The following is a 23,972-nucleotide window of genomic DNA, read 5'->3' on the forward strand; positions in this document are numbered from 1 at the left end:
CAAACTTTCATCGACGAGGCTTGCTGTGGCAAAACCCGAACTTGGCACCAAACGCATCGACCCCGAGACGGGTCAAAAATTCTACGACCTGAATAAGGATCCGATCGTCTCGCCCTATACCGGTAAGAGCTATCCGCGTTCCTATTTCGAGGAAGGCAAGATCGCCGCCCTCGAGGAGGAAGAGGAAGTTGCCGAGAAGGAAGTGGACGCCGAGGAGGAAGAGGGGGTCGAGGTCGTCTCGCTCGAAGAGGCGGACGAGGATGCGAAAGCCGACGATCTTCCCGATCTCGGCGATGACGAGGACGATGTGGACCTCGGTGACGAGGACGACGATACTTTCCTCGCCGACGAAGAGGAAGAAGACGACGATGTCGCCGACATGATCGGCGTCGGCGACGACGACGACGAAGTCTGATCCGGCCTCTGGCGCAAGCGCCTGCCGACTTTCGCGGCGTCTTAATAAAAAGCGGCTCTTGAAGGCTTGATATTGACGGAAGGCGGGGTTAGAAGCCGCTGCACTAACGGCGCGGTCTCAATCCGCGCCGGATCTCTTCGCCGGCAACGGCGCCGGTAGACTGCCGGAGTGGGGCCATAGCTCAGTTGGGAGAGCGCTTGAATGGCATTCAAGAGGTCGTCGGTTCGATTCCGATTGGCTCCACCAGTTTTCTCTTGGGAAAATTAGTCTGGGAAAATTAGTCGTTGTAGGCCTGCCTATCACTCGCAGGCCGACAACTCGGGCGGGCCCCCTGAAAAATTTCGCTGTATTTCGGTTAGCCTGAAGCTGAAGACCCCGGCAATCACCAGGGCTTTCAGCACACTAACTGCTAATAATACCAGGCCCAAACCCAAACACGCCTGCGAAAGCACCGTCTGCGCGGAAAGCCATTTCGCCAGACACGACGACAGATCCTTCTCCAAACGCGCCGCCGGCGCCGCCGCCTGCGGTGCCACCGCCGATGGCGGACCGGCTCCGCTTGAGTATCTTCATCCTCGAAGGCTTCCGTATCCGGCGCGTCGAGTTCATCGAGGATGCCACTTCGGGCGCCAGGTACGCCGGCTACCGCGTTGATGGGCCGAACTGCGCTCGCAAGGGCTGCTGCCCCAGCAATGCCAAACATTCCTGTCAAAAATGATCGCCGATCCATGGAAACCTCCAAACTTCTAGGCAGCGAGACAAGGTTCGCAAACTGAAAGATAGCGCAGGCGATAGAAAAGCAAAGTAGACCCCACGAATGGTATTTAAAGAAGCTTAACGGGTCAGCTCCGCGAACATATGGCAGTGCCCGAAGCGATAACTGCGTCAATTCTCAACATGCCGCATTGCACAATCGCGCGGCGTGCGCAAAATGCGGCATGATCCGGAAATCCCTCACCGTCCTGGTGATCGACGAAAACCACATCCGCGCCTCCATCATTGAGGCGGGATTGCGGGAGGCCGGGCATGAGCAGGTCACGGTCGTTCACGACGTTGCCGGAATAGCGCGGCGCATCGCCGAGATCGAACCGGACGTAATCGTCATCGACCTCGAAAATCCCAACCGCGACATGCTTGAAAACATGTTCCAGCTGTCGCGCGTCGTGAAGCGGCCGATCGCCATGTTCGTCGATCGGTCGGATCAGGCTTCGATCGAAGCTGCGGTGGCAGCGGGGGTCTCCGCCTATGTCGTCGACGGGCTGCGCCAGGCGCGCGTCAAGCCGATCCTCGATATGGCGATCAGCCGCTTCAACGCGTTCTCGCGGATGGCGCGCGAACTGGAAGAAGCCCGCAGTGAATTGGAGGACCGCAAGGTCATCGACCGCGCCAAGGGCATCCTTATGAGGTCGCGCGGCCTGTCGGAGGACGCGGCCTACACGCTTCTGCGCAAGACCGCCATGAGCCAGAACCGCAAGATCAGCGAAATCGCGCAGAGCCTGGTGACGGCGGCAGGCCTTCTGGATCCCGGAGAGAGTTGAGCATGGCGGCCGAACACCAGATCAATGCCGGTTTCATACCGCTCTTCGACAGCGCGGTTCTTGTCGCAGCGCGCGAGATCGGCTTTGCCGCGCGCGAAGGCGTCGACCTGACGCTCAGTCGCGAGACATCCTGGGCCAACATCCGCGACCGCATCGCGATCGGGCATTTCGATCTGGCGCATATGCTGGGGCCGATGCCGATCGCCTGCAATCTGGGGCTCACGCCACTCGCCTCCGATACGATCGTGCCGTTCTCGCTGGGACTGGGCGGCAATTGCGTAACGGTTTCGAACGTGGTCTGGGCGGGCATGGCCGCGCACGGCGCCTCGCCCGACCTCGATCCGGCGCGAGCCGGCAAGGCCTTGGGAGCGCTAATCCGTGAACGGGCAAATGCCGGTCGCGACCCGCTGCGCTTTGCGGTCGTGCATCCGCACTCCGGACACAATTACGAACTGCGCTACTGGCTCGCGGCCTGCGGCATCGATCCGTCGCGCGAAATAGAAATCGTCATCGTGCCGCCGCCCTTCATGGCCGACGCACTCGCCGCCGGCAGGATCGACGGCTACTGCGCCGGCGAACCCTGGAACAGCGTCTCGGTTGTCGCCGGCACCGGCCATATCGCCACGGTCAAGGCCGCTATCTGGAAGACCAGCCCCGAAAAAGTCGTCGGCGTGCGCAAGGCCTGGGCCGAAAAACACCCCGAAGCCCTTTCAGCCCTGCTGCGCGCGCTCCATCACGCGGCGCGCTGGTGCCAGAATCCGGCAAACCGCGGCGAACTGGCCGCGCTGATGGCGCAGCCTTCCTTCCTCGGCGTTTCGCCGGCGTTGCAGATGCCGATCCTGACCGGACATCTCGCGCTAGGCGGCGCGGAACTGAGCGTCGAGGACTTCTTTCTGACTTTCGGCAAGGCGGCGAATTTCCCCTGGAAGAGCCATGCGCTGTGGTTCTACACGCAGATGGTCCGTTGGGGGCAGATCAAGCACAGCGCTGCCCACATGGCGCTCGCGCGCGACACCTACCGGCCCGACCTCTATCGCGCAGCGCTGAAGCCGCTCGGCGTCGCCCTGCCTGGAGCCAATGCCAAGGTCGAGGGGGCCCTGACCGCTGCCACGCCGGTCGGCTCGGCCGGCGCCAGCCTCGTCCTTGGTCCGGATGGTTTCTTCGACGGCCGCATCTTCGATCCCGACAGGATCGACGACTATCTCGCTATCCGCGACTGGGCGATGCCGACGAGTTGAGCATTCCTTGCGCACTATCGTGCACTGCACAATTTTTGTGCTACTGCACAATGAACGTGACTGCCGTATGAGCATCGACAATCCGGCGCTCCAGCCTTTACGCCCGCGCGCTCGATTGTTTTTATTGCTTAATCCACCGCTTCTTCCAGCTGGCACGGTTCCTGCATAATAATCCATAGGCCTTCACGGCCACGGAATACGGCGTCCAATGGCGGGCGCCACAGGCAAAGCTGCCGCTCAGGTCACACGCGATCCGGATCAACGGACGCAGCGGCCTGGCCGGCGGCTTTTTTGTTTTGGTCGAACACGCAATCGACGGCGCAGATCCCAAGCCGCGCCCAACCGGAGATGACGATGACGAAACGCATCAAAACCCAATCCGCCCTCAAGGGTGTAACGCGCCGCGATTTCCTGATGATGAGCGCGGCCACCGCGGCAACGCTGGGGGCGGCACGCGCGCTGCTGCCGTCCGGCGCCTATGCGGCGACGGCAGCGCCGGAAGTCACCGGCGCCAAGCTAGGCTTCATCGCGCTGACCGATGCAGCGCCGCTGATGATCGCCAAGGAGAAGGGCCTGTTCGAAAAATTCGGCATGCCCGATGTCGAGGTGCTCAAGCAGGCCTCCTGGGGCGCGACACGCGACAACCTGATGCTCGGCGGCGAAGCCAACGGCATCGACGGCGCCCATATCCTGACGCCGATGCCTTACCTGATGCATACCGGCAAGGTGACGCAGAACAACCAGCCGATGCCGATGGCGATCGTGGCGCGGCTCAACTACGACTGCCAGGCGATTTCCGTCGCGCAGGAATATGCCGGCACCGGCGTCGGCCTCGATGCCTCCAAGCTGAAGGACGCCTTCGCGGCCAAGAAGGCCGAGGGCAAAGAGGTGAAGGCCGCCATGACCTTCCCGGGCGGCACTCATGATCTCTGGTTGCGCTACTGGCTGGCTGCCGGCGGCATCGATCCCGACAAGGATGTCTCGACCATCGTCGTGCCGCCGCCGCAAATGGTCGCCAACATGAAGGTTGGCAATATGGACGTGTTCTGCGTCGGCGAGCCGTGGAACGAGCAACTCGTCCATCAGGGTGTCGGCTTCACCGCCACCACGACAGGTGAACTCTGGAAAGGCCATCCGGAAAAGGCGCTCGGCCTGCGCGCCGCCTTCATTGACAAGAACCCGAACGCCACCAAGGCGATCCTGATGGCCGTCATGGAAGCTCAGCAATGGTGCGAAGCCATGGAAAACAAGGACGAGATGGCGGCCATCATCGGCAAGCGGCAATGGATGAACGTGCCGACCGCCGACATCATCGGTCGCCTCAAGGGCGACATCAACTACGGCAATCACCGCGTCGCCACCGGCACCGACCTCTACATGAAGTTCTGGAAGGGCGGCGTGTCCTATCCATTCAAGAGCCACGACAGCTGGTTCCTCGCCGAAAACATCCGCTGGGGCAAATTCGCGGCGACCACCGACATCAGGGCGCTGGTCGATCAAGTCAACCGCGAAGATCTGTGGCGCGAGGCGGCCAAGGACCTCGGCGTCGCTGCGGCCGACATCCCGGCGTCTTCATCGCGCGGCGTCGAGACCTTCTTCGACGGCAAGATCTTCGATCCGGCCAATCCGTCCGCCTATCTCGACAGCCTGAAGATCAAGGCATCGGCCTGACGTCGCTGGCAAGCGGCGCCAGTGGCGCCGCTGTCACTCCAATGCTCAAGGAGCTTTTTGCGAAAATGTCTATCCAAGCCATCGAGGACGCCAAGGTGAAGGCGTTCCCCACGCCTGCCAAGCCCGCAGAGGTCATAGCTTTCACCGCCAAGGTGAGGCGCCGCTTCGATCCCGCTGCGATCGCCGGCAAGGTGGCAAGCACGCTGGTGCCGCCGGCAGTCGTCATCGTCGTCATGCTCGTCATCTGGCAGATCGCCTGCTCGTCGCCCAACGCCAGCTTGCCGCCACCCAGCCAGGTATGGAACGAGGCCTACGATCTGATCGCCCATCCCTTCTTCGATTATGGTCCGCAGGATATCGGACTGGCCTGGCGGGTGCTGATCTCGCTGCAGCGCGTCGCCATCGGCTTCGGCCTGGCTGCAATCGTCGGCGTTGCGCTCGGCGCGCTGGTCGGCCAGTCGATCTGGGCGATGCGCGGCCTCGACCCTGTGTTCCAGATCCTGCGCACCGTGCCGCCGCTCGCCTGGCTGCCGCTGTCGCTGGCCGCCTTCCGCGATTCCAGCCCATCGGCGATCTTCGTCATCTTCATCACCTCGATCTGGCCAGTGATCATCAACACCGCCGTCGGCGTCCGCAACATTCCAGAGGATTATCGCAACGTCTCCCGCATCCTCAGGCTCAACCAGCTCGAGTTCTTCGTGAAGATCATGGTGCCGGCCGCGGCGCCTTACATCTTCACCGGCCTGCGCATCGGCATCGGTCTGTCCTGGCTTGCCATCGTCGCCGCCGAAATGCTCACAGGCGGCGTCGGAATCGGCTTCTTCATCTGGGATGCCTGGAACTCGTCGCGGCTGCCCGACATCATCGTTGCGCTCGCCTATATCGGCATCACCGGCTTTTGCCTCGATCGCCTTGTCGCGGCGGTCGGCGCCTTCGTCACCCGCGGCACAACGGCAAAGTGAGGAGAGGGCAATGACGGCCTATCTGAAACTCGACCATATCGACAAATCCTTCACCCGCGGCGGCCAGGTCAGCGAGGTGCTGAATGACATCCGGCTGACCATCGACAAGGGCGAATTCGTCTCGATCATCGGCCATTCCGGCTGCGGCAAGTCGACCTTGCTCAACCTGATCGCCGGGCTGACGAAAGTGTCCGCCGGGGCGGTCCTGCTCGAAGACAAGGAGGTCGACAGCCCCGGTCCTGAACGCGCCGTGGTGTTCCAGAACCACAGCCTGCTGCCATGGCTCACCGTCTACGAAAACATCAACCTGGCAGTATCTAAGGTCTTCGGCCGCACCAGGAGCCGGGCCGAACGGCACGACTGGATCATGCGCAATCTCGACCTCGTGCAGATGGCGCATGCCAGAGACAAGCGGCCCGCCGAAATATCGGGCGGCATGAAGCAGCGCGTCGGCATCGCCCGCGCGTTGGCCATGGAGCCGAAGATCCTGCTGCTCGACGAACCCTTCGGTGCGCTCGACGCGCTGACGCGCGCCCATCTGCAGGACGCGGTGATGGATATCCATTCGAGGCTTGGCTCGACGACAATCATGATCACCCACGATGTCGACGAGGCGGTGCTGTTGTCCGACCGCATTGTCATGATGACCAACGGCCCGGCGGCAACCATCGGCGAGGTGCTTCCCGTGCCGCTGGCCCGGCCGCGCCGCCGCGTCGAGCTTTCCTCCGACCGGACGTTCCTGCGCTGCCGCGAGGCGGTGCTGAAGTTCCTCTACGAACGCCACCGCTTCGTTGAAGCCGCGGAGTAGCTCAATGACCGAAAAACTCGTCATCATCGGCAACGGCATGGCGCCCGGGCGGATGCTGGAGCATCTGTTCGAACAGGCACCCGGTCGCTACCAGGTCACCATCTTCAACGCCGAGCCGCGGGTCAATTACGACCGCATCATGCTGTCGCCGGTGCTGTCCGGCGAGAAGGCCTTTGAGGAAATCATCATCCATGGCGACGGCTGGTACATCGCCAACGGCATCACCCTCTACAAGGGCCACAAGATCGTCGCCATCGACCGGACGGCGAAGACCGTCACTTCCGACCACGGCGTCACCGAGCCCTATGACAAGCTAGTCATCGCCACCGGTTCGGTGCCGTTCATCATTCCGGTGCCCGGCCATGACTTACCGGGCGTGCTCACCTATCGCGATCTCGACGACGTTCAGGCCATGCTGCTTGCCGCCCAGTCGCGAGCCAAGGCCGTGGTCATCGGCGGCGGCCTGCTCGGGCTGGAGGCGGCAGCGGGCTTGAACTCGCAAGGCATGGACGTCACCGTGCTGCATGTCATGCCGACGCTGATGGAGCGCCAGCTCGACCCGGCGGCCGGCTATCTGCTGCAGCGCGCCGTCGAGCAACGCGGTATCAAGGTCGTCACCAAGGCCAACACCCAGGCGATCACAGGCAAGGGCAAGGTCGAGCAGGTGGAGCTTGCCGACGGCACCATCATCCCGGCGACGCTCGTCGTCATGGCAGTGGGCATCAGGCCGAACGCGGCGCTGGCGAAAGAAGCAGGCATTGCCGTCAATCGCGGTATCGTCGTCGACGCCGGCATGCGCAGCAACGATCCAGACATCTATGCGCTCGGCGAATGCGCCGAGGTCAGCGGCCAGGTCTATGGACTGGTAGCACCCCTCTACGAGATGGCACGCGTCGCCGCCAGCCAGCTTGCCGGCAACGAGGCGGCGGCTTTCGTCCATATGGACACGCCGACCAAGCTCAAGGTCACCGGGATCGAGTTGTTCTCGCTCGGCGACTTCGCCGAGGGCGAGGACCGCCAGGAGATCGTGCTGCGCGATGCCGCCGCCGGAATCTACAAGCGGCTGGTGCTTAGGGATGACCGCATCATCGGCACCGTGCTCTACGGCGAGACGGCGGACGGCGCGTGGTTCAACGACCTCAAGAAGAAGCAGACCGACATATCGCAAATGCGCGACACGCTTATCTTCGGCCAGTCCTACCAGGGAGGTGCCTCCCTGGACCCTATGGCGGCCGTTGCAGCCTTGCCGGATGATGCGGAAATCTGCGGCTGCAACGGCGTTTGCAAAGGAAAAATCACCGGCGCGATCACGGCCAAGGGCCTGACGTCGCTAGACGACGTGCGTGCCCACACCAAGGCTTCCGCTTCGTGCGGCTCCTGCACCGGTCTGGTCGAGAAGCTGATGGCGCTGACCATCGGCGACAAATACAATCCGGCGGCTGTGCAACCGATGTGCGGCTGTACCACGCTCGGCCATGACGAAGTCCGCCGGCTGATCAAGGCCAAGAGCCTGAAGACCATTCCCGCCGTCATGCAGGAACTGGAATGGACCACCTCCTGCGGCTGCGCCAAATGCCGGCCGGCGCTCAATTACTATCTCGTCTGCGACTGGCCGGACGAGTATGCCGACGACTACCAGTCGCGCTTCATCAACGAGCGCGTTCACGCCAACATCCAGAAGGACGGCACCTATTCTGTGGTGCCGCGCATGTGGGGTGGCGTCACCAATGCCGCCGAACTGCGCGCCATCGCCGACGTCGTCGACAAGTTCGAGATCCCGATGGTCAAGGTTACCGGCGGACAGCGCATTGACATGCTCGGCATCCGCAAGGAAGACCTGCCGGCGGTGTGGGCCGATCTCGGCCAGGCCGGCTTCGTCTCCGGCCACGCCTATGCCAAGGGACTGCGCACGGTGAAGACCTGCGTTGGTTCGGACTGGTGCCGCTTCGGCACCCAGGATTCTACGGGGTTCGGCGTCCGCATCGAGAAATTCATGTGGGGTTCGTGGACGCCCGCCAAAGTCAAGATGGCGGTCTCGGGCTGTCCTAGGAACTGTGCGGAAGCAACCTGCAAGGATGTCGGCGTGATCTGCGTCGATTCTGGTTACGAGATCCATTTCGCCGGTGCTGCCGGCCTCGACATCAAGGGCACAGAGGTGCTCGGCTTGGTCAAGACTGAGGACGAAGCGCTCGAGCATATCGTGGCGCTGACGCAAATGTATCGCGAGCAGGGCCGCTATCTCGAGCGCATCTACAAATGGGCCAAGCGCATCGGCATCGCCGAGATCAAGCGCCAGATCCTGGACGATGGCGAGAAGCGCAGGGCCTATTTCGATCGCTTCGTGTTTTCGCAGAAATTCGCGCAGGTCGACCCGTGGTCGGAACGCGTTGCCGGCAAGGACAAGCACGAATTCCGGCCGATGGCTTCGGTCGGTTTCGCGCAGGCGGCGGAGTGACCGTGATGAACTGGGTATCAATCGGCTCGATATCGGACATTCCGCGCCGCGGCGCGCGCTGCGTCGCCACGCCGCAAGGCAAGATCGCCGTCTTCCGCACCGCGGAGGACCAAGTCTTCGCCATCGAGGACCATTGTCCGCACAAGGGCGGGCCGCTCTCGCAGGGCATCGTCCACGGCGCGGCGGTGACCTGTCCCCTGCACAATTGGGTGATCTCGCTGGAGACCGGCAAGGCGCTCGGCGCCGATCAAGGTGCGGTGCGCACCGTTCCGGTGCGGATCGAGGGCGAGCGTCTGTTCATTGCGCTGGAAGCGCTGGCCAGCCGCGCGGCCTGAGCATGAAGATCGACGAAGCGCGCGAGGTGAGGACCACCTGCCCCTATTGCGGGGTGGGTTGCGGCGTGCTGGCGAAGGTCGCCGCGGATGGCGAAATAACCGTTCGCGGCGACCCAGACCATCCGGCAAATTTCGGCCGGCTCTGTTCCAAGGGCTCGGCGCTGGCGGAGACGATCGATCTCGATGGCCGGCTGCTCTATCCGGAGATCCACGGTCGCCGCACCGGCTGGGACGAGGCGCTCGACCTCGTCGCCTCGACTTTCTCGCAAACCATTGCCGAGCACGGCCCCGACGCGGTCGCCTTCTACGTTTCCGGCCAGTTGCTGACCGAGGACTATTATGTCGCCAACAAGCTGATGAAAGGCTTCATCGGCTCGGCTAATATCGACACCAATTCGCGCCTGTGCATGGCTTCGTCGGTTGCCGGCCATCGCCGCGCCTTCGGCTCCGACACGGTGCCGGGCAGTTATGAGGATCTGGAGCTTGCCGATCTGATCGTGCTGGTCGGCTCCAATCTCGGCTGGTGCCACCCGGTGCTCTACCAGCGCGTTGCCGCGGCCCGGGAAAAACGGCCCGAGATGAAGGTGGTGCTGATCGATCCGCGCCGCACGATGACCGCCGATATCGCCGACATGCATCTGGCGATCGCGGCCGATGGCGACGTCGCGCTGTTCACCGGCCTGCTCGCCTATCTTGGCAAAAATGACGCTCTGGACCGCGCCTATATCGCTGCACATACCACGGGCTTCGAAGGCGCGATTGCCGCTTCCTCGCTCGACCTTGCCGGCATCGCCGCTGCCACGGGCCTCGGCGAGGACGAGCTTGTCCGCTTCTACAGCCTGTTTGCCGCGACGGCGAAAACGGTGACCGTCTATAGCCAGGGCGTGAACCAGTCGTCCTGGGGCACCGACAAGGTCAACGCCATCATCAATTGCCATCTCGCCACCGGCCGCATCGGCAAGCCCGGCACCGGGCCGTTTTCGGTGACCGGCCAGCCCAATGCCATGGGCGGCCGTGAGGTCGGCGGCTTGGCCAACATGCTGGCGGCCCATATGGAGATCGAAAACCCCGAACACCGCGGCCGCGTGCAGCGCTTCTGGAGCGCGCCGGCCATCGCCGAAAAACCCGGCTTGAAGGCGGTCGAGATGTTCCAGGCGGTGGCCGACGGGCGTATCCGGGCGCTGTGGATCATGGCGACCAACCCGGTCGATTCGATGCCGGATGCCGATGCCGTCGAGGCGGCGATCAAGGCCTGCCCCTTTGTCGTGGTGTCGGACGTGCTGGCCTTGACCGACACGGTCCGCCACGCCCATGTCCGGCTGCCCGCCGCCGCATGGGGCGAGAAGGACGGCAGCGTAACCAATTCGGAGCGCCGCATCTCGCGCCAACGCGCCTTTTTGCCAGTGCCCGGCGAGGCAAGAGCCGATTGGTGGATCATCGCCGAAGTGGCCAAGCGGATGGGGATTGCCGAGGCGTTTTCGTATGCGTCGCCGGCCGCGATTTTCGCTGAACATGCAGCGCTGTCGGCCTTCGAGAATGACGGCGCGCGGGATTTTGATATAGGCGCGTGTGGCGACATTGACGCTGAGGACTATGAGCATTTGGCGCCTTTCCAGTGGCCAGCGCCGAGCCCAGACACCCCCCTCTGGCCTGCCGGCCATCTCCCCCGCAAGGGTGGAGATCGGCTATCACCACGGCCTTCGCTAATCTCCAACGCTGCAAGGGGAGAGCCGGCGCCAAAGCTGCCAATCTCCCCCCTTGCGGGGGAGATGGCCGGCAGGCCAGAGGGGGGTGCTCAGGCTGAAAGTGAGAAAGACTTGGCCGTTCAGGCAAGACGTGCTTCACCCAGCACCCGCTTCTTCGCCAACGGCAACTTCTACACACCCGATGGCAAAGCGCGCTTCATCCCGATCCGTCCAGTTCCGCAAACCCGCACGAACGAAAAATTCCCGCTGATCCTCAACACCGGGCGGGTTCGCGACCATTGGCACACCATGACGCGGACCGGCAAGAGCCAGCGGCTGTCGCAGCACATGGCCGAGCCCTTCGCCGAAATCCATCCGCTGGATGCGCAGCACTTCGCCATCGGTGATGCCAACATCGTGCGCGTCTCCACTGTGCACGGCGAGGTGCTGGTTCGCGCGCTGGTGACAGCGCGGCAGCGCCCGGGATCAGTCTTCGTGCCGATGCACTGGACGGACCAGTTCTCAGCGCGTGCTCGCGTCGATGCGCTGGTGGCACCCATCACCGATGCGATTTCAGGCCAGCCGGCCTCGAAGAATATTGCCGCCCGCGTGGAACGCTTTGCTGCCGCCGCCTTCGGCTTCGCCGTGCTTGCCGAACGGCCGGGCTCGATCGACGCCGACTATTGGAGCCTCGCCCGTTGCGCCGCCGGCTGGCGCCTCGAGCTTGCACTGGAAGCTGGCCGGGATTGGCCGGGTTTCGCAGCTTCGCTTTTTGGCGCGGACGTGCAAGGCGAGACGCTCGCCTATCATGATGTCGCCGGCGGGCACTATCGCTTTGCCCGCTTCGCCGGCAGCCGGCTGGCTGGCGCGCTCTATCTTGCGCCCACGCCGGTCGCGGTGTCGCGCAGCTGGGCGGTGGAGCAGTTGAGTGCGGACCATGCTGATCGGCGCGGGCGGCTGGCGATCGTAGCCGGGCGGCCGGGCGGCAATTCCGTCGATCGTGGCGCCGTCGTCTGCTCCTGTTTCGGGGTCGGCGCCAATCAGATCGCGGAGGCGGTACGCGGCGGCTGCACCAGCGTCGAGGCGATCGGCGCCACCCTGCATGCCGGCACCAACTGCGGCTCCTGCCGTGCCGAGATCAGGACCATCATTGAGGCGCGACGCCTTCAAGCGGCGGAGTGAGGGCGTCGAGAAACTCTGTCACGCCGGGCCTCGACGCTTACCAGCAATTTACAAACCATGGGCTACCAACGTCCCTATTCGATTCGTTCCGAACAGGACCCTTATGAGCAAAGCCCTCACTTCATTCGCATTGGTCGCCATATTGACGGCTTTGCTGATGGCGCTCAGCCTGGCAGTGGCCAGGCATGGCTATCCCTATGGTGCGATCGGCGCAAAACGCCTGGACGACGTCGCCGATGCCGGAACGTTTATCCCGCTTGCATCAGTCTACTTCTTCAGCGCGCTGCTCATGATGATCCTGCCGATCAGAGCCGCCAGCGTCGTCCTGACGAACGCCGCGGATGCGATCTTCTGGACAGTCATCGTGTTGTTCGCGGCCATCATTGGCTGTCTCGCTGCCAGGTGGGCTTTCGATCGGGGCAACATCTTGCCGGCGCTGCTGAACTGGCGCTTCCTGTTTGTCGCAGCAGTCGTCGGATGCCATCTTTTCATGAACGAGTTGCGCCGCAATATCCTGCTGAGAAGCCTGTTCTTCGTCGTCTTCGCCGCTGCGACACTGGCCTGCCTGTTCTGGTCGTTCGCCATCTGAGAAACCGATGCAGGCGCTGGCTTGCGGCTCAGTTCTTGTCGACTGGCTTCGAACGCATCCGCGAAACGGTCTCGCGTTCGGCCCGCTTCGAACGCATCGGCGGCAGGCCGCGGTCGATCAGGTCCATGTCCTCCAGCACCATGTCGCCCATGCGCTTGAAAGCGATGTCGAGCGCGCCGGCCCGGTGGGCGGAACGCAGGAAGCCGGGCAGCGTGCGCACGGGATGATCCTGCGCCAGCGGCTCTTCCGGAAACACGTCGCTGGCGGCGACGATGTGGCCGCTGCGAACGGCCTCCATCAGCGCCGGAAAATCGACCACACCGGCACGGCTGAGGAGGATGAACGCGGCTCCAGTGCGCATTCTGGCAAAGGCGTCAGCGCCGAGAAACCCTTGGTTTTCGCTGGTCACCGAAGCGACGACGAAGACGAAATCGCTGGTCGACAGAACCGTGTCGAGCGTAGCCGGCTCGACGCCGTTCTCGATGAGGATCGACGGCGGCAGCCACGGATCGAAGACCCTGGTCCGCGTGCGAAAGCCTAACAGCAGCCGGTTGAGCGCACGGCCGAGATCGCCAAAGCCGATGATACCGACATCAGCACCGGACAGAAGCCGCGCCTTCCGGTTGCCGTCGCCGCCCCACAGCTCCTTGCCCTCACGAAACGCGAGGTCAGCGTCGACGATGTCCCGGGCGAGGTTGAGCGCCATGGCGAGGCCGAGCTCGGCCACCGGCTCGGCAAAGACCAGGCCGGTGGTAACAACATGGATGCCGCGCGAAAAAAGCGTCTCATACGGCATGTTGTTGATGAGGTTGCTCTCGACATTGAAGACGCAGCGCAGTGTTCGCATCTTGTCGAGCGTCTCCGGCGCGATCGGCGGCTGGCCGACGATGTAGCGCGCCTCGGCGAGCACGTCGGCCGGCAGGGCCGCGACGCCTTCTGGCGACGATTCGACGATACGATATTTGGCGCTGAATCTCGCCAGTGCCTCGGACGTGAAAATCAGGTCGAGCGTGCGCGGCTCGGGCGCGCTGATCACCAGCGGCAACACGCTGTCGGACATGGCGGTTCCTCCCGGTGCGATCCGCGTCGCACAACACTAGAATCAACTTTTACCGCCTCGACACCTAGCACATGCCTGTCGAGCAAGAGAACTTTGCCGCCGGCGGCCTTGCGGTGTGGCGGCCGGTGGTCCAGATAGACGGCAATCGAAGGACGACAAGGAAGACAGCGACATGATCCCGTTTCGAAAGAACCTCATCGGTGGCGAGTGGGTGGGCGATGCCGGCTCCCGCAACATCAACCCGTCCAATCTCGACGACGTGGTCGGCGAATATGCGTCGGGGGACGCCGAGCAGGCCCGGCAGGCCATCGCGGCGGCGAAAGCGGCATTTCCGGCTTGGTCCCGATCGGGCCTGCTGGCACGCCATGCGGTACTGAGGAAGGCGTCGGACGAGATCACCGCGCGTAAAGATGAAATCGGCCGGGCGTTGGCGCGCGAAGAAGGCAAGACGCTGGTCGAGGGCATTGGCGAGACCGTGCGGGCCGCCCAGATCTTCGATTTCTTTGCTGGTGAGACGCTGCGCCTGTCTGGCGAGCTGGTTCCAAGCGTGCGGCCCGGCGTCGGTGTCGAAATCACGCGGGAGGCGGTCGGCGTCGTCGGCATCATCACGCCGTGGAATTTCCCGATCGCCATTCCGGCGTGGAAAATCGCTCCTGCCCTGGCCTACGGCAACACCATCGTCTTCAAACCGGCCGAGTTAGTTCCGGAGAGCGCCTGGACCATTGTCGACATCCTGCACCGCGCCGGCCTGCCGAAGGGCGTGCTCAATCTCGTCATGGGCAAGGGTTCGGTGGTCGGTCAGGCCATGCTCGACAGCCCGGACCTCAATGCCATCACCTTCACCGGCTCGGTCGGCACTGGCAAGCGCGTAGCTGCCGCCAGCGTAGAGCACATGCGCAAGTTCCAGCTCGAAATGGGCGGCAAGAACCCGCTTGTCGTGCTCGACGATGCAGATCTTGCGGTCGCCGTCGACTGCGCGATCAATGGCGCATACTTCTCGACCGGCCAGCGCTGCACGGCATCGTCCCGCCTGGTGGTGACGGACGGCATCCATGACCGCTTCGTCGACGCGATGAAAGATCGCCTGGGCAAGCTGGCCGTCGGCGACGCTCTCGATGCCAAAACCCAGATCGGACCGGTGGTCGACCAGAGCCAGTTGAAACAGGACGAAGACTATATCGCCATCGGCCGCCAGGAAGGCGCCGATCTGGCCTTCGGTGGCGAGCGGCTCGATCGCGAAACCCGCGGCTTCTACCTGCAACCGGCGCTGTTTACGCAAGCCACCAACGCCATGCGCATCTCGCGCGAGGAGATCTTCGGGCCTGTGGCCAACGTCATCCGCGTCAAGGACTATGACGAGGCGCTGGCGGTGGCTAACGACACGCCGTTCGGGCTGACGTCGGGCATTTGCACGTCGAGCCTCAAGCACGCCACGCATTTCAAGCGCAACTCGGAGGCCGGCATGGTGATGGTCAATCTGCCGACGGCGGGCGTCGATTTCCATGTGCCTTTCGGCGGCCGCAAGGGATCGAGCTACGGCCCGCGCGAGCAGGGCCGCTACGCGGCGGAGTTCTACACTACGGTGAAGACCGCCTACACGTTCGCCGGCTAATCATATCGGTACTTGCCGGGCCAAATGAAATCGAACATGCGAGCAGGCCAATGATTTCCTTCCCAGCAAACGCGAGTTGCTGGGAAGGGCGAACGTCTTCGCGCCCGACACGACAGCGACAGCTGGCGATAGCCGTCATTCAGCACGGTCCTTAGGGCTCGCCGGCTGCGACAGCCAGCCGCCGCTGAACCCGGCCTTGCACAGGCCGCGACGGATATGCGGGCTCGACCGCATCAGGTCCCAGATCAGGCGCGAGCGGTGGTTTTCGATCATCAGCACGACGATACCCTGGTCCAGTCCGTAATGCGCATCCGATATCCAGCCGCTCGGCCCGAACTTCCGCCGGTTCGCCAGCGTCGGGTTGAAACCGCTCGGCACCCTGAAACTGTCGACCACCTCAGGGTGGCGTTCTCTGAGGTGGCGCAGCGCCGGCAGGCAGATTTCCGGCGCGAAGGGCAGCGATGCGAGATACGACCACGGCGCTATCGTTCCGTCGTCGGGGCCGAACGGTGCGCCGCGCGCCGCGTAGCCGGAAAATTTGCGCGGTCGCCGCTCGATCTTCGCGCGGAAGTTGCCGGGTCCGTCACCCGCCGAAAGGCCCCAGAGTCCTTCGCCGTAGCCGTGGTAGCCTGAGGGGTTGTGCCGCGCATAATCCCGATGAAGGTAGGTCGCGCGGCGGCTGTTTTCGAAATAGTCCGAGTTCTTCTCCCGCATGAACGCATCCCGGATGCCGTCGAAGTCGATCCAGGCATGCGAGAACTGGTGCATGAACAGCGGACCGCCATAGAGCACGTCGTAGCCGTAGATGTTTTCCCATCGATATGTCGCCGTCCAGCCGGCATAACTGTCGTCCGAGGCTGGCTTGTCCGGGGAGGCCATTGCCAGAACGTAGAGCATGGTCGCTTCGTTGTAGCCTTCCCAGCCATAACGCAAAAAGCCGCTCTTCGGCTTCCAGCCCTGCCGCAAGGTCGACTTGCTGCCTTGCGCCCATCGCCAGTCGACGCGCCGGTAGAGGACTTCCGCCAGTTCGCGGATTTCGGTTTCTTCGTCATTGTCGCCCGTGAAATAGGCGCCAGCCGCGAGCACGCCAGCCATCAAAAGCGCAGTGTCGACCATCGACAATTCGCATCGCCAGGTGCGCAGGCCGGTCCGGATGTCGAGGAAATGGTAATAGAAACCCTTGTGGCCGGTGACCTCGTCGCCATTGCCTTGCCGGCTGTTCCAGAAGAAGCGCAGTGTGGCAAGCGTCAGCTTTACGGCTGCATCTCGAGTCATCCAGCCACGCTCGACCCCGACCGGATAGCAGGACAGGGCGAAGCCGACGACCGCTATGCTTGCCGGCCAATTTGGCCGCGAGGTGTCGGCAACCAGCCCGTTCTCCGGATTCACGGTTTCCAGAAAATAGCCGAAGGCCGCGCACTGGAAGCGGTCGAGCAGGTCTTCGTCGGACAGTCGCGGTTCGACCCTAAGCAAGCGACGGGAACTCCAGTCTGGCTGCCTTGGCGGTAGATCGCCCGACTTGCTTCAATAGGTGGCCCGGCCGCCGGAAACGTCGAAAACGGCGGCCGTCGTGAAGGAGCATTCCTCGGAAGCGATCCACGAGATCAGCGCCGCAACCTCCTCGACCTCGCCAAACCGCGCCATCGGTATCTTCGACAGCATGAAATCGATGTGCTGCTGGCTCATTTGCTGGAAAATCGCGGTGCGCACCGCCGCCGGCGTGACGCAGTTCACCGTCACCTTGGTCTTGGCCAGTTCCTTGCCCAGAGACTTGGTCAGGCCGATCACCGCCGCCTTGGAGGTGCTGTAGGCAGAGGCATTCGGGTTTCCCTCCTTGCCGGCGATCGAAGCGATGTTGACGATCCTGCCGTAATTGCGCTCGAGCATGTGCGGAACAAGCGCCTTGTTGCAGAAGAAGACGCCGTTGATGTTGATGTCGATAACCCGGCGCCAATCCTCCACCGAATAGGCCCAGGTCGTCATGTTCGGTCCGGTGATGGCCGCACTGGTGACCAGGATATCGACCGCGCCAAGGGCATCGATCGTCTGCCGGCCGGCCTGTTCGACCGCCACGGGATCGGCGACGTCGACAGTCACGCCATGCAAATCGGGAATAACAGCCTTGGCCTGCTCGATGTGGGTGAGGTCGCGATCCCAGACGCAAACGCGCCCGCCTTCCTCGACTATTCTTTGCGCAACAGCCAGACCGATGCCCGAGGCGCCGCCGGTGATCACGGCCGAACGCCCGGCAAACCGTCCCGCGAAACTCATCGGCATGTGTCTTCCTCCAATGGGCGGCGAATGTGGAGTCAACCGCAGAGAAGTTCAAGTCGGGATTGGCGCCTCCGAACAGGTTCATGCTTGGCCCGAGGCGGTAGGAAAAGATCCGGCAGGGCTAGAGCGTCGGGCTAGCTGGAGTTACGCCGCGCGCACCGGGTTCAGACGTTCTTGATCGATTTCCAATGGTTCAGCCGCTCCGCGATCAGCTCCACTCGTCGCTGGTTGTCGCGCCCGTCCAGGATGCTCAAGTCCTCCGGCTCGGCGCGCAGATAGACACCGGAGGTGCGGGCGTTCAGTTTTGGCTGTGTGTCGGCTCGCGTGGTGAAGTACCCGGACGCGCGATCGGCGGACTCCAGCCGGATCTCTCCTGTCCCGTACAACTGCGACGCGTTCGCGTCCAAGGGCCGTTCTCCATTCCAAAAGTAGAAGATGCCGGCAGGCTCCTTTCTCTCCTTTACCGCTTCGCTCCAGTATCTCGCGGACAGACTGCCATTCTCTTGCCATGAGCGGCCGGCTAGCTCCAGCGCACCATCGCGGTCTCGCGAGATCCGCAGGAGGCTCACGGCGGAAGGCTCCTTGACGGTCCGCTCCGACAGGGAAAACTGCCACCAAAGACCTTCTATTCGGGCGGCGCGGCCCTCATTTTCGATCGCTTTTCGCAGCTTTTGGTTGACCGCTCTCATCTCGGCGGCGGTTGTCGCTTCGCCGTACCTCACGGACGTCAGGCCGAGGAGATCGCTTGGAAGCTTGGAGCCGTTGGCATGGAGGATAAACGTTCGGCGCATTCCGAGGACACCGCCGAAAAGGCCGGCTTCGAAGACCACATTGTCTCGCGGAGAAGCTTGAGCGGATACAGGAGCAGGTGATGCCGGCAGGCTTGCACTCGTCCAGTCGTCCTGGGCGAACACAAAAGCAGCGAAGTCGACTTCACGCGTAAGCTCAAGGAGGCGCTCCAGTGTGGTTGTCCCGGGATTGAAGGATGTCGTCCAGGGTTCCACATACGCGATGTCTTCAAGACCGCGTGTCAGCGCCTGCAGCAATTTTTTCTGCTTCCCCGACGAGCCCAGGAAGATTCGAGGTTTGTCCATCCGTTTGCTCCAGCCCAGCAGATCGGGACCACCAGCGTCTGCCAATTATCCTTGCGGCCATCGTCTGGTGTCCCCGCCATAGCGTACGCGGAGGGGCTCATTCGTTGCAACGGAAGCAAGGAATGCCGGCTGCTATTTTTCGGTCCGGTGCTGAAAGAACTGCGAAAACAATTCCGCGCGGTGGTGATGCCGAGCTTCTCATGAATCCGGCATGGCTCTTGACCGTGATGCCGAGGCGCTCACAATGTCTGGAGCCGGAAGCCGGCCTGGATGCTCGGTTCTTGCCACACGGCCTGTCGCGGCCTTTTACCGCCTTCCCGGGGCGTCCTTGTGGGTGTTTTTGCCTCATTTGGGTGACAGGCTGCAGGGGATGGGTTATATTGCACTGCACAACGGCAGCGCCAGCGCTTGGCGCGGCGGCAAATCGGCCTTGAGCTGTATGGACGGAATCCGCTACCGATGAAGATTCCAAAATCTCTGTTGATCGACCCGGAGAAGAACACGGTCTACGGTAGCTTTGCAGTTGCCATCTCCATCTGGGCGTTCTCCTATTCCGCCGTTTTCGGCCAGATCCTGATCCTGGCCTATTATGCGGTCTGGCTTCCCCTGATCATGGTAGATTACCGGCGGCTGTTGCGACATGTCTCCAGTGCGTGGCTCCCGCTGGGGTTTGCCATCTACGTCTGCCTCTCGGTGTTCTGGTCGGATGCTCCCGGCCTCACGTTGAGGACGGCAATCCAGTATTGCTCCCATATCGCCTGCGCCTACATCGCCGCGCGCACCGTCAGCGTTCGGACGTTGACAATAGGCTCACTGATCGGGATCTTTCTCGTCCTGCTCTACTCGCTTATGGTCGGGGGTTATTCCTATGATGGCCTCGACGGGACGTATAATTTCGTCGGCGCATTCAGCTCCAAGAACCAGATCGGCTTTGTCGCCTCCCTTGGCATCTATTTTTGCGTTGTCTTGCTGACCTTTCTCAGGCGCGGCCGGATCAGCCTTGTCTTGACGGCGCCCGTCCTCGTCCTGTCGGCCTATCTGCTGGTCATTTCGCATTCAGCCACCTCGATGGCTTCGATACCGGCGGTTCTCGCTCTGGTCGCTCTGCTTGCCATGGCGAAGAAGCTTTCGCTCCGCTACCGACGAGTGATTTTCCTGGTCGGCGCATGCGGGCTGGTCGCGGTCACCGCGGTTGCCTTTGCGGGGCTTCTGGATTTCGTCCTTGGCGTCTTCGGAAAAGATTCCACGCTCACCGGACGGACCTATCTCTGGGAGCAGGGCTGGGGTGCGGCGCAGCAAGCGCCGATCCTCGGCGTCGGCTACGCGGGCTATTGGGTGCAGGGTTTCGCCGAGGCCGAACGGCTTTGGAACGAATTCTACATCACGACCCGAAGCGGCTTCCACTTCCACAACACCTATGTCGAAGCGCTCGTCGAGCTTGGCTATGTCGGGGCGACGCTGATTTCGCTGATCATCGTGCGCACGCTGTGGGGCCACATATCGGCGTTGATATTCAGGACGTGGCAGGCCGAATCTGTGATTCTTGCCGGCGTGATGATGCTTCTGTTCATCCGGTCCTTCGTCGAGGTCGAGACCCTCAACCCCTACATCATGGGCTCCTTCCTTCTGTATTACAGCTACTTTAAACTGGTGAAGGTGCCTGTCGCCCGCCCTCGGTGGACGGCGGCGAGCCTCGCGGAACCAGAAACCGCAAAGGGCTAAGAAAAGCGCAGAATGTCACCTTGATTTCGTGCGTTAAAATTACCGTCAAAAACGAATGTAATCTTGGGGCGCCACAATTTCGCGAATTATTCGGGCGGGATTTCCTGCAACCAGGCTTCGTGGGGGTGCACTTTTGGTAACCACAGAGCCGGCTCCAATTACGCTATGATCCCCGATTTCGACCCCAGGCAGGATTATTGAATTTCGGCCTATCCAAACATTATCCCCAATCAGGACAGCTTTCGCTTTAACACCGGCACCCTCTTCGACCTCATGATAGTTTGAGTCTTGGATTACAACCGAATCGCCAATAAGGCATCCTTTTCCGATGCTTACTGCGACAGATGCGTCGATCGTAACTCCGCTGTTTATAAAAGATCTGGAGCCAATTGACAGGCTTGCGTTCCGGCGTGCATGAAACCAGGACCGTGACCCAAGCCCTCGAAACGAAACGCGAGAGCCAAATCTAAAATTGCCTTTTCCTGCTATATGAGGCGAGACACCAAGTACCGAAACTCGATCGCGTATTTCGATACCCCTCACTGCCCAAATGAATGTAATGATTGTGCCTTTAATATACCTTCTAGCACGATAGATATTCACTACGCTCCCCCACCGATTGGCACTTCTCGCCGAGAAGCGTGCATCTATGCGGACGGCCTCGGCATGACGCTCCCTTTGAGCGTCAGCTGACGTTGGGGTATTCGATCGCTCGAGTTCTATTGGCTAGCCATTGGCGCCAGCTTCACCTTGATCACGTCCCCGGGCAGCACGGGCGTGTCTTCACTGGCGGCAATTTCGCTGGTTTTGCCGTCGACCACCCGAACCAGGGCAAAGGACATCGTTGGCTCTTCGCCGTCGCGATAGCGTTGTAACGCCGGGTTCCCCGACATGGCTTCGGCCATCAGGCCGGTTTGCATGTTCATCTTGAGCATCGTCGCACTGAGATCGGCTTCTACCTGTTGCCGGTCGGCGGCGAGGCTCGCATTCTGAGTGTTTTCCAGGTCGATGGCATCCTGATTGGCCTTGCTGATCGACTGCTTGGCGGTAAGGATGGCCGTGTCGTAATCCAGGATCTGGCCTTCCAGGTCGGCGATCGTTTGTTGGGAAGTCAGAACCCGCGTGTTGACGACAAGGCCTTTCTGCGCCAGCGAGCCGATGCCGCTGAGCTGCTCCTTTGCCAGGTCGACCTGCCGCTGCTGGTTGACGATCTTTTTCTGCAGCGAATCGATCTCGCTCTGCAGCAGCTTCTTCAAATCGTCGAGCGCCTGAAGGCGCAGTTTAAGCTTCTTTTGATCAGCCGTCAGGATCGCCATCTCGTCCGCAACGACGCTTGCCACCTTCGGATCGTTGGCCACCTCCTTCGGCACGTCGAATGTCGGCTCGTCCGCCATCTCCGCTTCAATGCGCGCGCGCCTGACGATCAGCCGGACCCGTTGGTCTTCGAGGACGTCAAAATCGCCCTTGGCATTGATCATGTCGCGATCGTACCGCTGTCCTTCGGGGGCCCGCCGGACACCGCCGGCGATGCTCATCGCCCTCAGGACGGTCAGACCAGGCACGTAGGGATACTGGCCAGGCGTCTGGACCTCCCCGGAAATGTAGAATGGCCTGTACTCCGCCATTTCGACGGAGGCTTCCGGCCGGTCCGCCAGGGCGAGCTTGCGCTGGAGCGCCTGGCCGATCGCTGCCGCGATCTCGGATGTGGTCTTGCCGGATGCCGGCATTTCGCCGACGAACGGCACGGACAATGTTCCGGCCGGGCCGATTGTGTACTCTCCGTTGACGGCCGTCCAGTCTCGGAACGTGCCTTCAACGGTCTGCCATTCGGCCACGCGGATGGTCAGCTTGTCCTGCGATCCGAGGCGATACTCATCGGCCGCGGCGAGTTGGGGAATGGTGAGCGCCAGCGCGAGGCAAGTGGTCATAAGCCGCATCCGCCGCATGCGATTGCTAACAATGCTGGCGCAGGAGATTTCGAAAATATCTGTTTTCAACTGTACGTTTTCCGATCCGCTTTAGCCCCGCCCGATGAAACCTGCTGCAGAATGGTTGGCGTCTGGACAGTCACTCTTCCACACAGAGCCGGCTCCCGGCCGGTCAGTAGCAGCCCCGCGACATCCAGACGGCAGGCACGGTCTTGATGATGATGCGAATGTCCTCGACCAGCGACCAGTTCTCGACATAGTGGCGATCGAATGCGACGCGGCTGTCATAGGAAACGTCATTGCGGCCGCTGACCTGCCAGAGTCCGGTCAGTCCGGGGCGCGATTTCAGGTAATAAACGGCCGAACTGCCATAAATTTCGAGCTCGTCTCGCACCACGGGGCGAGGACCGACAAGGCTCATGTCACCCTGGAGGATGTTGATGATCTGCGGCAGTTCATCGAGGCTGAGCTTCCTCAGCACGGCCCCGACGCGCGTGACCCGCGGGTCGTTCTTGAGCTTGCGGGTGGCTATCCATTCGGCGTTGGCTTCCGGGTTGGCGGCAAGATATGCCGCCAGCACCTGTTCGCCATCCTGAACCATGGTGCGAAACTTGAGGCACGGGAAAATCCGTCCTCCCCGACCGATCCGGCTGTGACCGTAGAAAATCGGCCCGCCGTCGGAAAACTTGACAAGCAGCGCGACCATTACAAACAGCGGACTGAGAGCAACCAGGCCAATCAGTGAACCGGCGATATCGAAGCTGCGTTTGAGCAGGCCGCCGATCGGTGGAAAGTCGATACCGGCCTGCGAAAAATTCGCGTCGGCCGGCTTGGCTACGTCCCTCATGCGTAAACTCCATACGTTGAACGGATGGTTACCGCACGATATCAAAAAAATGCTGCATCGCAACACACAATTTCTTGAGCGCCTGAAATAATCACGTCATGACTTGACTAAATAATAAACCGATCCTGCACAATTTTTTGCCTTTATGGCGAGTTCGTGACAAATTTTGGGCAACATTGAAAAATCTAGTGCCTTTTTGAGGCTGATTTGGGGCGTATCGCTCTTTGTGCCGCGTCGTTGAGCATTGTCGTGCTGTAGTTTTGTAAATTATAGAGCGATTTTAAAGTAAAGTACTGATTATTATTGTAGCTCCTACTGAATTGAGTCCATACCGAGTGATTGGTCGCGATGCCGATGTGTGCATTGCAACATGGCCGAGTCGATCCCGCGAACTTATCCAAAATAATTTGCGGTTGGCCTTGCCCGCTATTGCACACCTTAATAGAGTTGCAAATTGTTTCTGTCAGAGTATGGACAGCGTGGGAAGGCCGGAAGCAACTGGCCAAAGAAAGCGAGTGGCCTCAACAAGCTCGCATGGGGAAGGGGAGGCTCGGGGG

General features: G+C 61.8%; 19 protein-coding genes and 1 tRNA gene. 13 read left to right on the plus strand and 7 right to left on the minus strand.

Going from position 1 to position 23,972, the window contains the following annotated elements; genetic code table 11:
• The first annotated feature begins 25 nt into the window (after positions 1 to 25).
• The 4 genes from EOA78_RS15195 to EOA78_RS15215 all read left to right on the plus strand — a co-directional run bounded on the left by EOA78_RS15195 (position 26) and on the right by EOA78_RS15215 (position 3,191).
• A complete protein-coding gene (locus EOA78_RS15195) occupies positions 26 to 415 on the plus strand; it encodes a TIGR02300 family protein (protein WP_127212523.1) in 390 nt (129 codons plus the stop codon).
• 170 nt (positions 416 to 585) lie between these two features.
• Positions 586 to 661 (plus strand) — tRNA-Ala (locus EOA78_RS15200).
• A gap of 692 nt (positions 662 to 1,353) precedes the next feature.
• Positions 1,354 to 1,953, plus strand: a complete 600-nt coding sequence (locus EOA78_RS15210) for an ANTAR domain-containing response regulator (protein ID WP_127315843.1) — start codon at positions 1,354 to 1,356, stop codon at positions 1,951 to 1,953.
• Between the two features lie 2 nt (positions 1,954 to 1,955).
• The gene (locus EOA78_RS15215; protein ID WP_164783774.1) at positions 1,956 to 3,191 is read left to right on the plus strand and encodes a CmpA/NrtA family ABC transporter substrate-binding protein; all 1,236 of its coding nucleotides are present in this window, start codon (positions 1,956 to 1,958) and stop codon (positions 3,189 to 3,191) included.
• A gap of 242 nt (positions 3,192 to 3,433) precedes the next feature.
• Here the strand turns inward: EOA78_RS15215 and EOA78_RS37725 are convergent, their stop codons facing one another.
• The gene (locus EOA78_RS37725) at positions 3,434 to 3,559 is read right to left on the minus strand and encodes a hypothetical protein (RefSeq protein ID WP_281034048.1); all 126 of its coding nucleotides are present in this window, start codon (positions 3,557 to 3,559) and stop codon (positions 3,434 to 3,436) included.
• On the opposite strand from EOA78_RS37725, the gene EOA78_RS15220 reads away from it, so the two are divergent.
• The 7 genes from EOA78_RS15220 to EOA78_RS15250 all read left to right on the plus strand — a co-directional run bounded on the left by EOA78_RS15220 (position 3,546) and on the right by EOA78_RS15250 (position 12,878).
• The gene (locus EOA78_RS15220; protein WP_127315845.1) at positions 3,546 to 4,862 is read left to right on the plus strand and encodes a CmpA/NrtA family ABC transporter substrate-binding protein; all 1,317 of its coding nucleotides are present in this window, start codon (positions 3,546 to 3,548) and stop codon (positions 4,860 to 4,862) included. The two genes, EOA78_RS37725 and EOA78_RS15220, sit on opposite strands and share 14 nt — an antisense overlap.
• A gap of 65 nt (positions 4,863 to 4,927) precedes the next feature.
• Positions 4,928 to 5,824 carry a nitrate ABC transporter permease gene (ntrB, locus tag EOA78_RS15225; protein WP_127315846.1) on the plus strand — a complete coding sequence of 299 codons (897 nt, stop codon included), beginning with the start codon at positions 4,928 to 4,930 and terminating at the stop codon, positions 5,822 to 5,824.
• A 10-nt stretch (positions 5,825 to 5,834) separates the two neighbouring features.
• The gene (locus EOA78_RS15230; RefSeq protein WP_127315847.1) at positions 5,835 to 6,632 is read left to right on the plus strand and encodes an ABC transporter ATP-binding protein; all 798 of its coding nucleotides are present in this window, start codon (positions 5,835 to 5,837) and stop codon (positions 6,630 to 6,632) included.
• A gap of 4 nt (positions 6,633 to 6,636) precedes the next feature.
• On the plus strand, positions 6,637 to 9,087 hold the full coding sequence (gene nirB, locus EOA78_RS15235; RefSeq protein ID WP_127315848.1) for a nitrite reductase large subunit NirB: 2,451 nt from the start codon (positions 6,637 to 6,639) through the stop codon (positions 9,085 to 9,087).
• 5 nt (positions 9,088 to 9,092) lie between these two features.
• On the plus strand, positions 9,093 to 9,422 hold the full coding sequence (gene nirD / locus EOA78_RS15240; RefSeq protein ID WP_127315849.1) for a nitrite reductase small subunit NirD: 330 nt from the start codon (positions 9,093 to 9,095) through the stop codon (positions 9,420 to 9,422).
• Positions 9,423 to 9,424: 2 nt separating this feature from the next.
• A complete protein-coding gene (locus EOA78_RS15245) occupies positions 9,425 to 12,289 on the plus strand; it encodes a nitrate reductase (protein WP_127315850.1) in 2,865 nt (954 codons plus the stop codon).
• A 103-nt stretch (positions 12,290 to 12,392) separates the two neighbouring features.
• Positions 12,393 to 12,878: a hypothetical protein gene (locus tag EOA78_RS15250; protein ID WP_065006049.1), complete on the plus strand. Its 486-nt coding sequence runs from the start codon at positions 12,393 to 12,395 to the stop codon at positions 12,876 to 12,878.
• A 28-nt stretch (positions 12,879 to 12,906) separates the two neighbouring features.
• Here the strand turns inward: EOA78_RS15250 and EOA78_RS15255 are convergent, their stop codons facing one another.
• Positions 12,907 to 13,938: a hydroxyacid dehydrogenase gene (locus EOA78_RS15255; RefSeq protein ID WP_127315851.1), complete on the minus strand. Its 1,032-nt coding sequence runs from the start codon at positions 13,936 to 13,938 to the stop codon at positions 12,907 to 12,909.
• A 175-nt stretch (positions 13,939 to 14,113) separates the two neighbouring features.
• On the opposite strand from EOA78_RS15255, the gene EOA78_RS15260 reads away from it, so the two are divergent.
• Positions 14,114 to 15,550 (plus strand): aldehyde dehydrogenase family protein, encoded by a 1,437-nt coding sequence (locus EOA78_RS15260; protein WP_206533452.1) that lies wholly within the window; start codon positions 14,114 to 14,116, stop codon positions 15,548 to 15,550.
• A gap of 135 nt (positions 15,551 to 15,685) precedes the next feature.
• Here EOA78_RS15260 and EOA78_RS15265 read toward each other — a convergent pair whose 3' ends face one another.
• The 3 genes from EOA78_RS15265 to EOA78_RS15275 all read right to left on the minus strand — a co-directional run bounded on the left by EOA78_RS15265 (position 15,686) and on the right by EOA78_RS15275 (position 18,918).
• Positions 15,686 to 17,023 carry a glucoamylase family protein gene (locus EOA78_RS15265; RefSeq protein ID WP_127315853.1) on the minus strand — a complete coding sequence of 446 codons (1,338 nt, stop codon included), beginning with the start codon at positions 17,021 to 17,023 and terminating at the stop codon, positions 15,686 to 15,688.
• A gap of 51 nt (positions 17,024 to 17,074) precedes the next feature.
• Positions 17,075 to 17,827 carry an SDR family NAD(P)-dependent oxidoreductase gene (locus EOA78_RS15270; protein ID WP_127315854.1) on the minus strand — a complete coding sequence of 251 codons (753 nt, stop codon included), beginning with the start codon at positions 17,825 to 17,827 and terminating at the stop codon, positions 17,075 to 17,077.
• Between the two features lie 161 nt (positions 17,828 to 17,988).
• Entirely contained in the window at positions 17,989 to 18,918 is a 930-nt protein-coding gene (locus tag EOA78_RS15275) for a TIR domain-containing protein (protein WP_127315855.1), read from the minus strand.
• A 459-nt stretch (positions 18,919 to 19,377) separates the two neighbouring features.
• On the opposite strand from EOA78_RS15275, the gene EOA78_RS15280 reads away from it, so the two are divergent.
• Positions 19,378 to 20,640: an O-antigen ligase gene (locus EOA78_RS15280; RefSeq protein WP_127315856.1), complete on the plus strand. Its 1,263-nt coding sequence runs from the start codon at positions 19,378 to 19,380 to the stop codon at positions 20,638 to 20,640.
• 719 nt (positions 20,641 to 21,359) lie between these two features.
• On the opposite strand, the gene EOA78_RS15290 is transcribed toward EOA78_RS15280, so the two are convergent.
• The gene (locus EOA78_RS15290; protein WP_127315857.1) at positions 21,360 to 22,568 is read right to left on the minus strand and encodes a polysaccharide biosynthesis/export family protein; all 1,209 of its coding nucleotides are present in this window, start codon (positions 22,566 to 22,568) and stop codon (positions 21,360 to 21,362) included.
• A 172-nt stretch (positions 22,569 to 22,740) separates the two neighbouring features.
• Complete coding sequence (locus EOA78_RS15295; RefSeq protein WP_127315858.1) at positions 22,741 to 23,415, minus strand: sugar transferase; 675 nt, start codon at positions 23,413 to 23,415, stop codon at positions 22,741 to 22,743.
• Positions 23,416 to 23,972: the final 557 nt, after the last annotated feature.

It is taken from the genome of Mesorhizobium sp. M5C.F.Cr.IN.023.01.1.1 (genome assembly GCF_003997585.1).
Lineage (GTDB): Bacteria > Pseudomonadota > Alphaproteobacteria > Rhizobiales > Rhizobiaceae > Mesorhizobium > Mesorhizobium wenxiniae.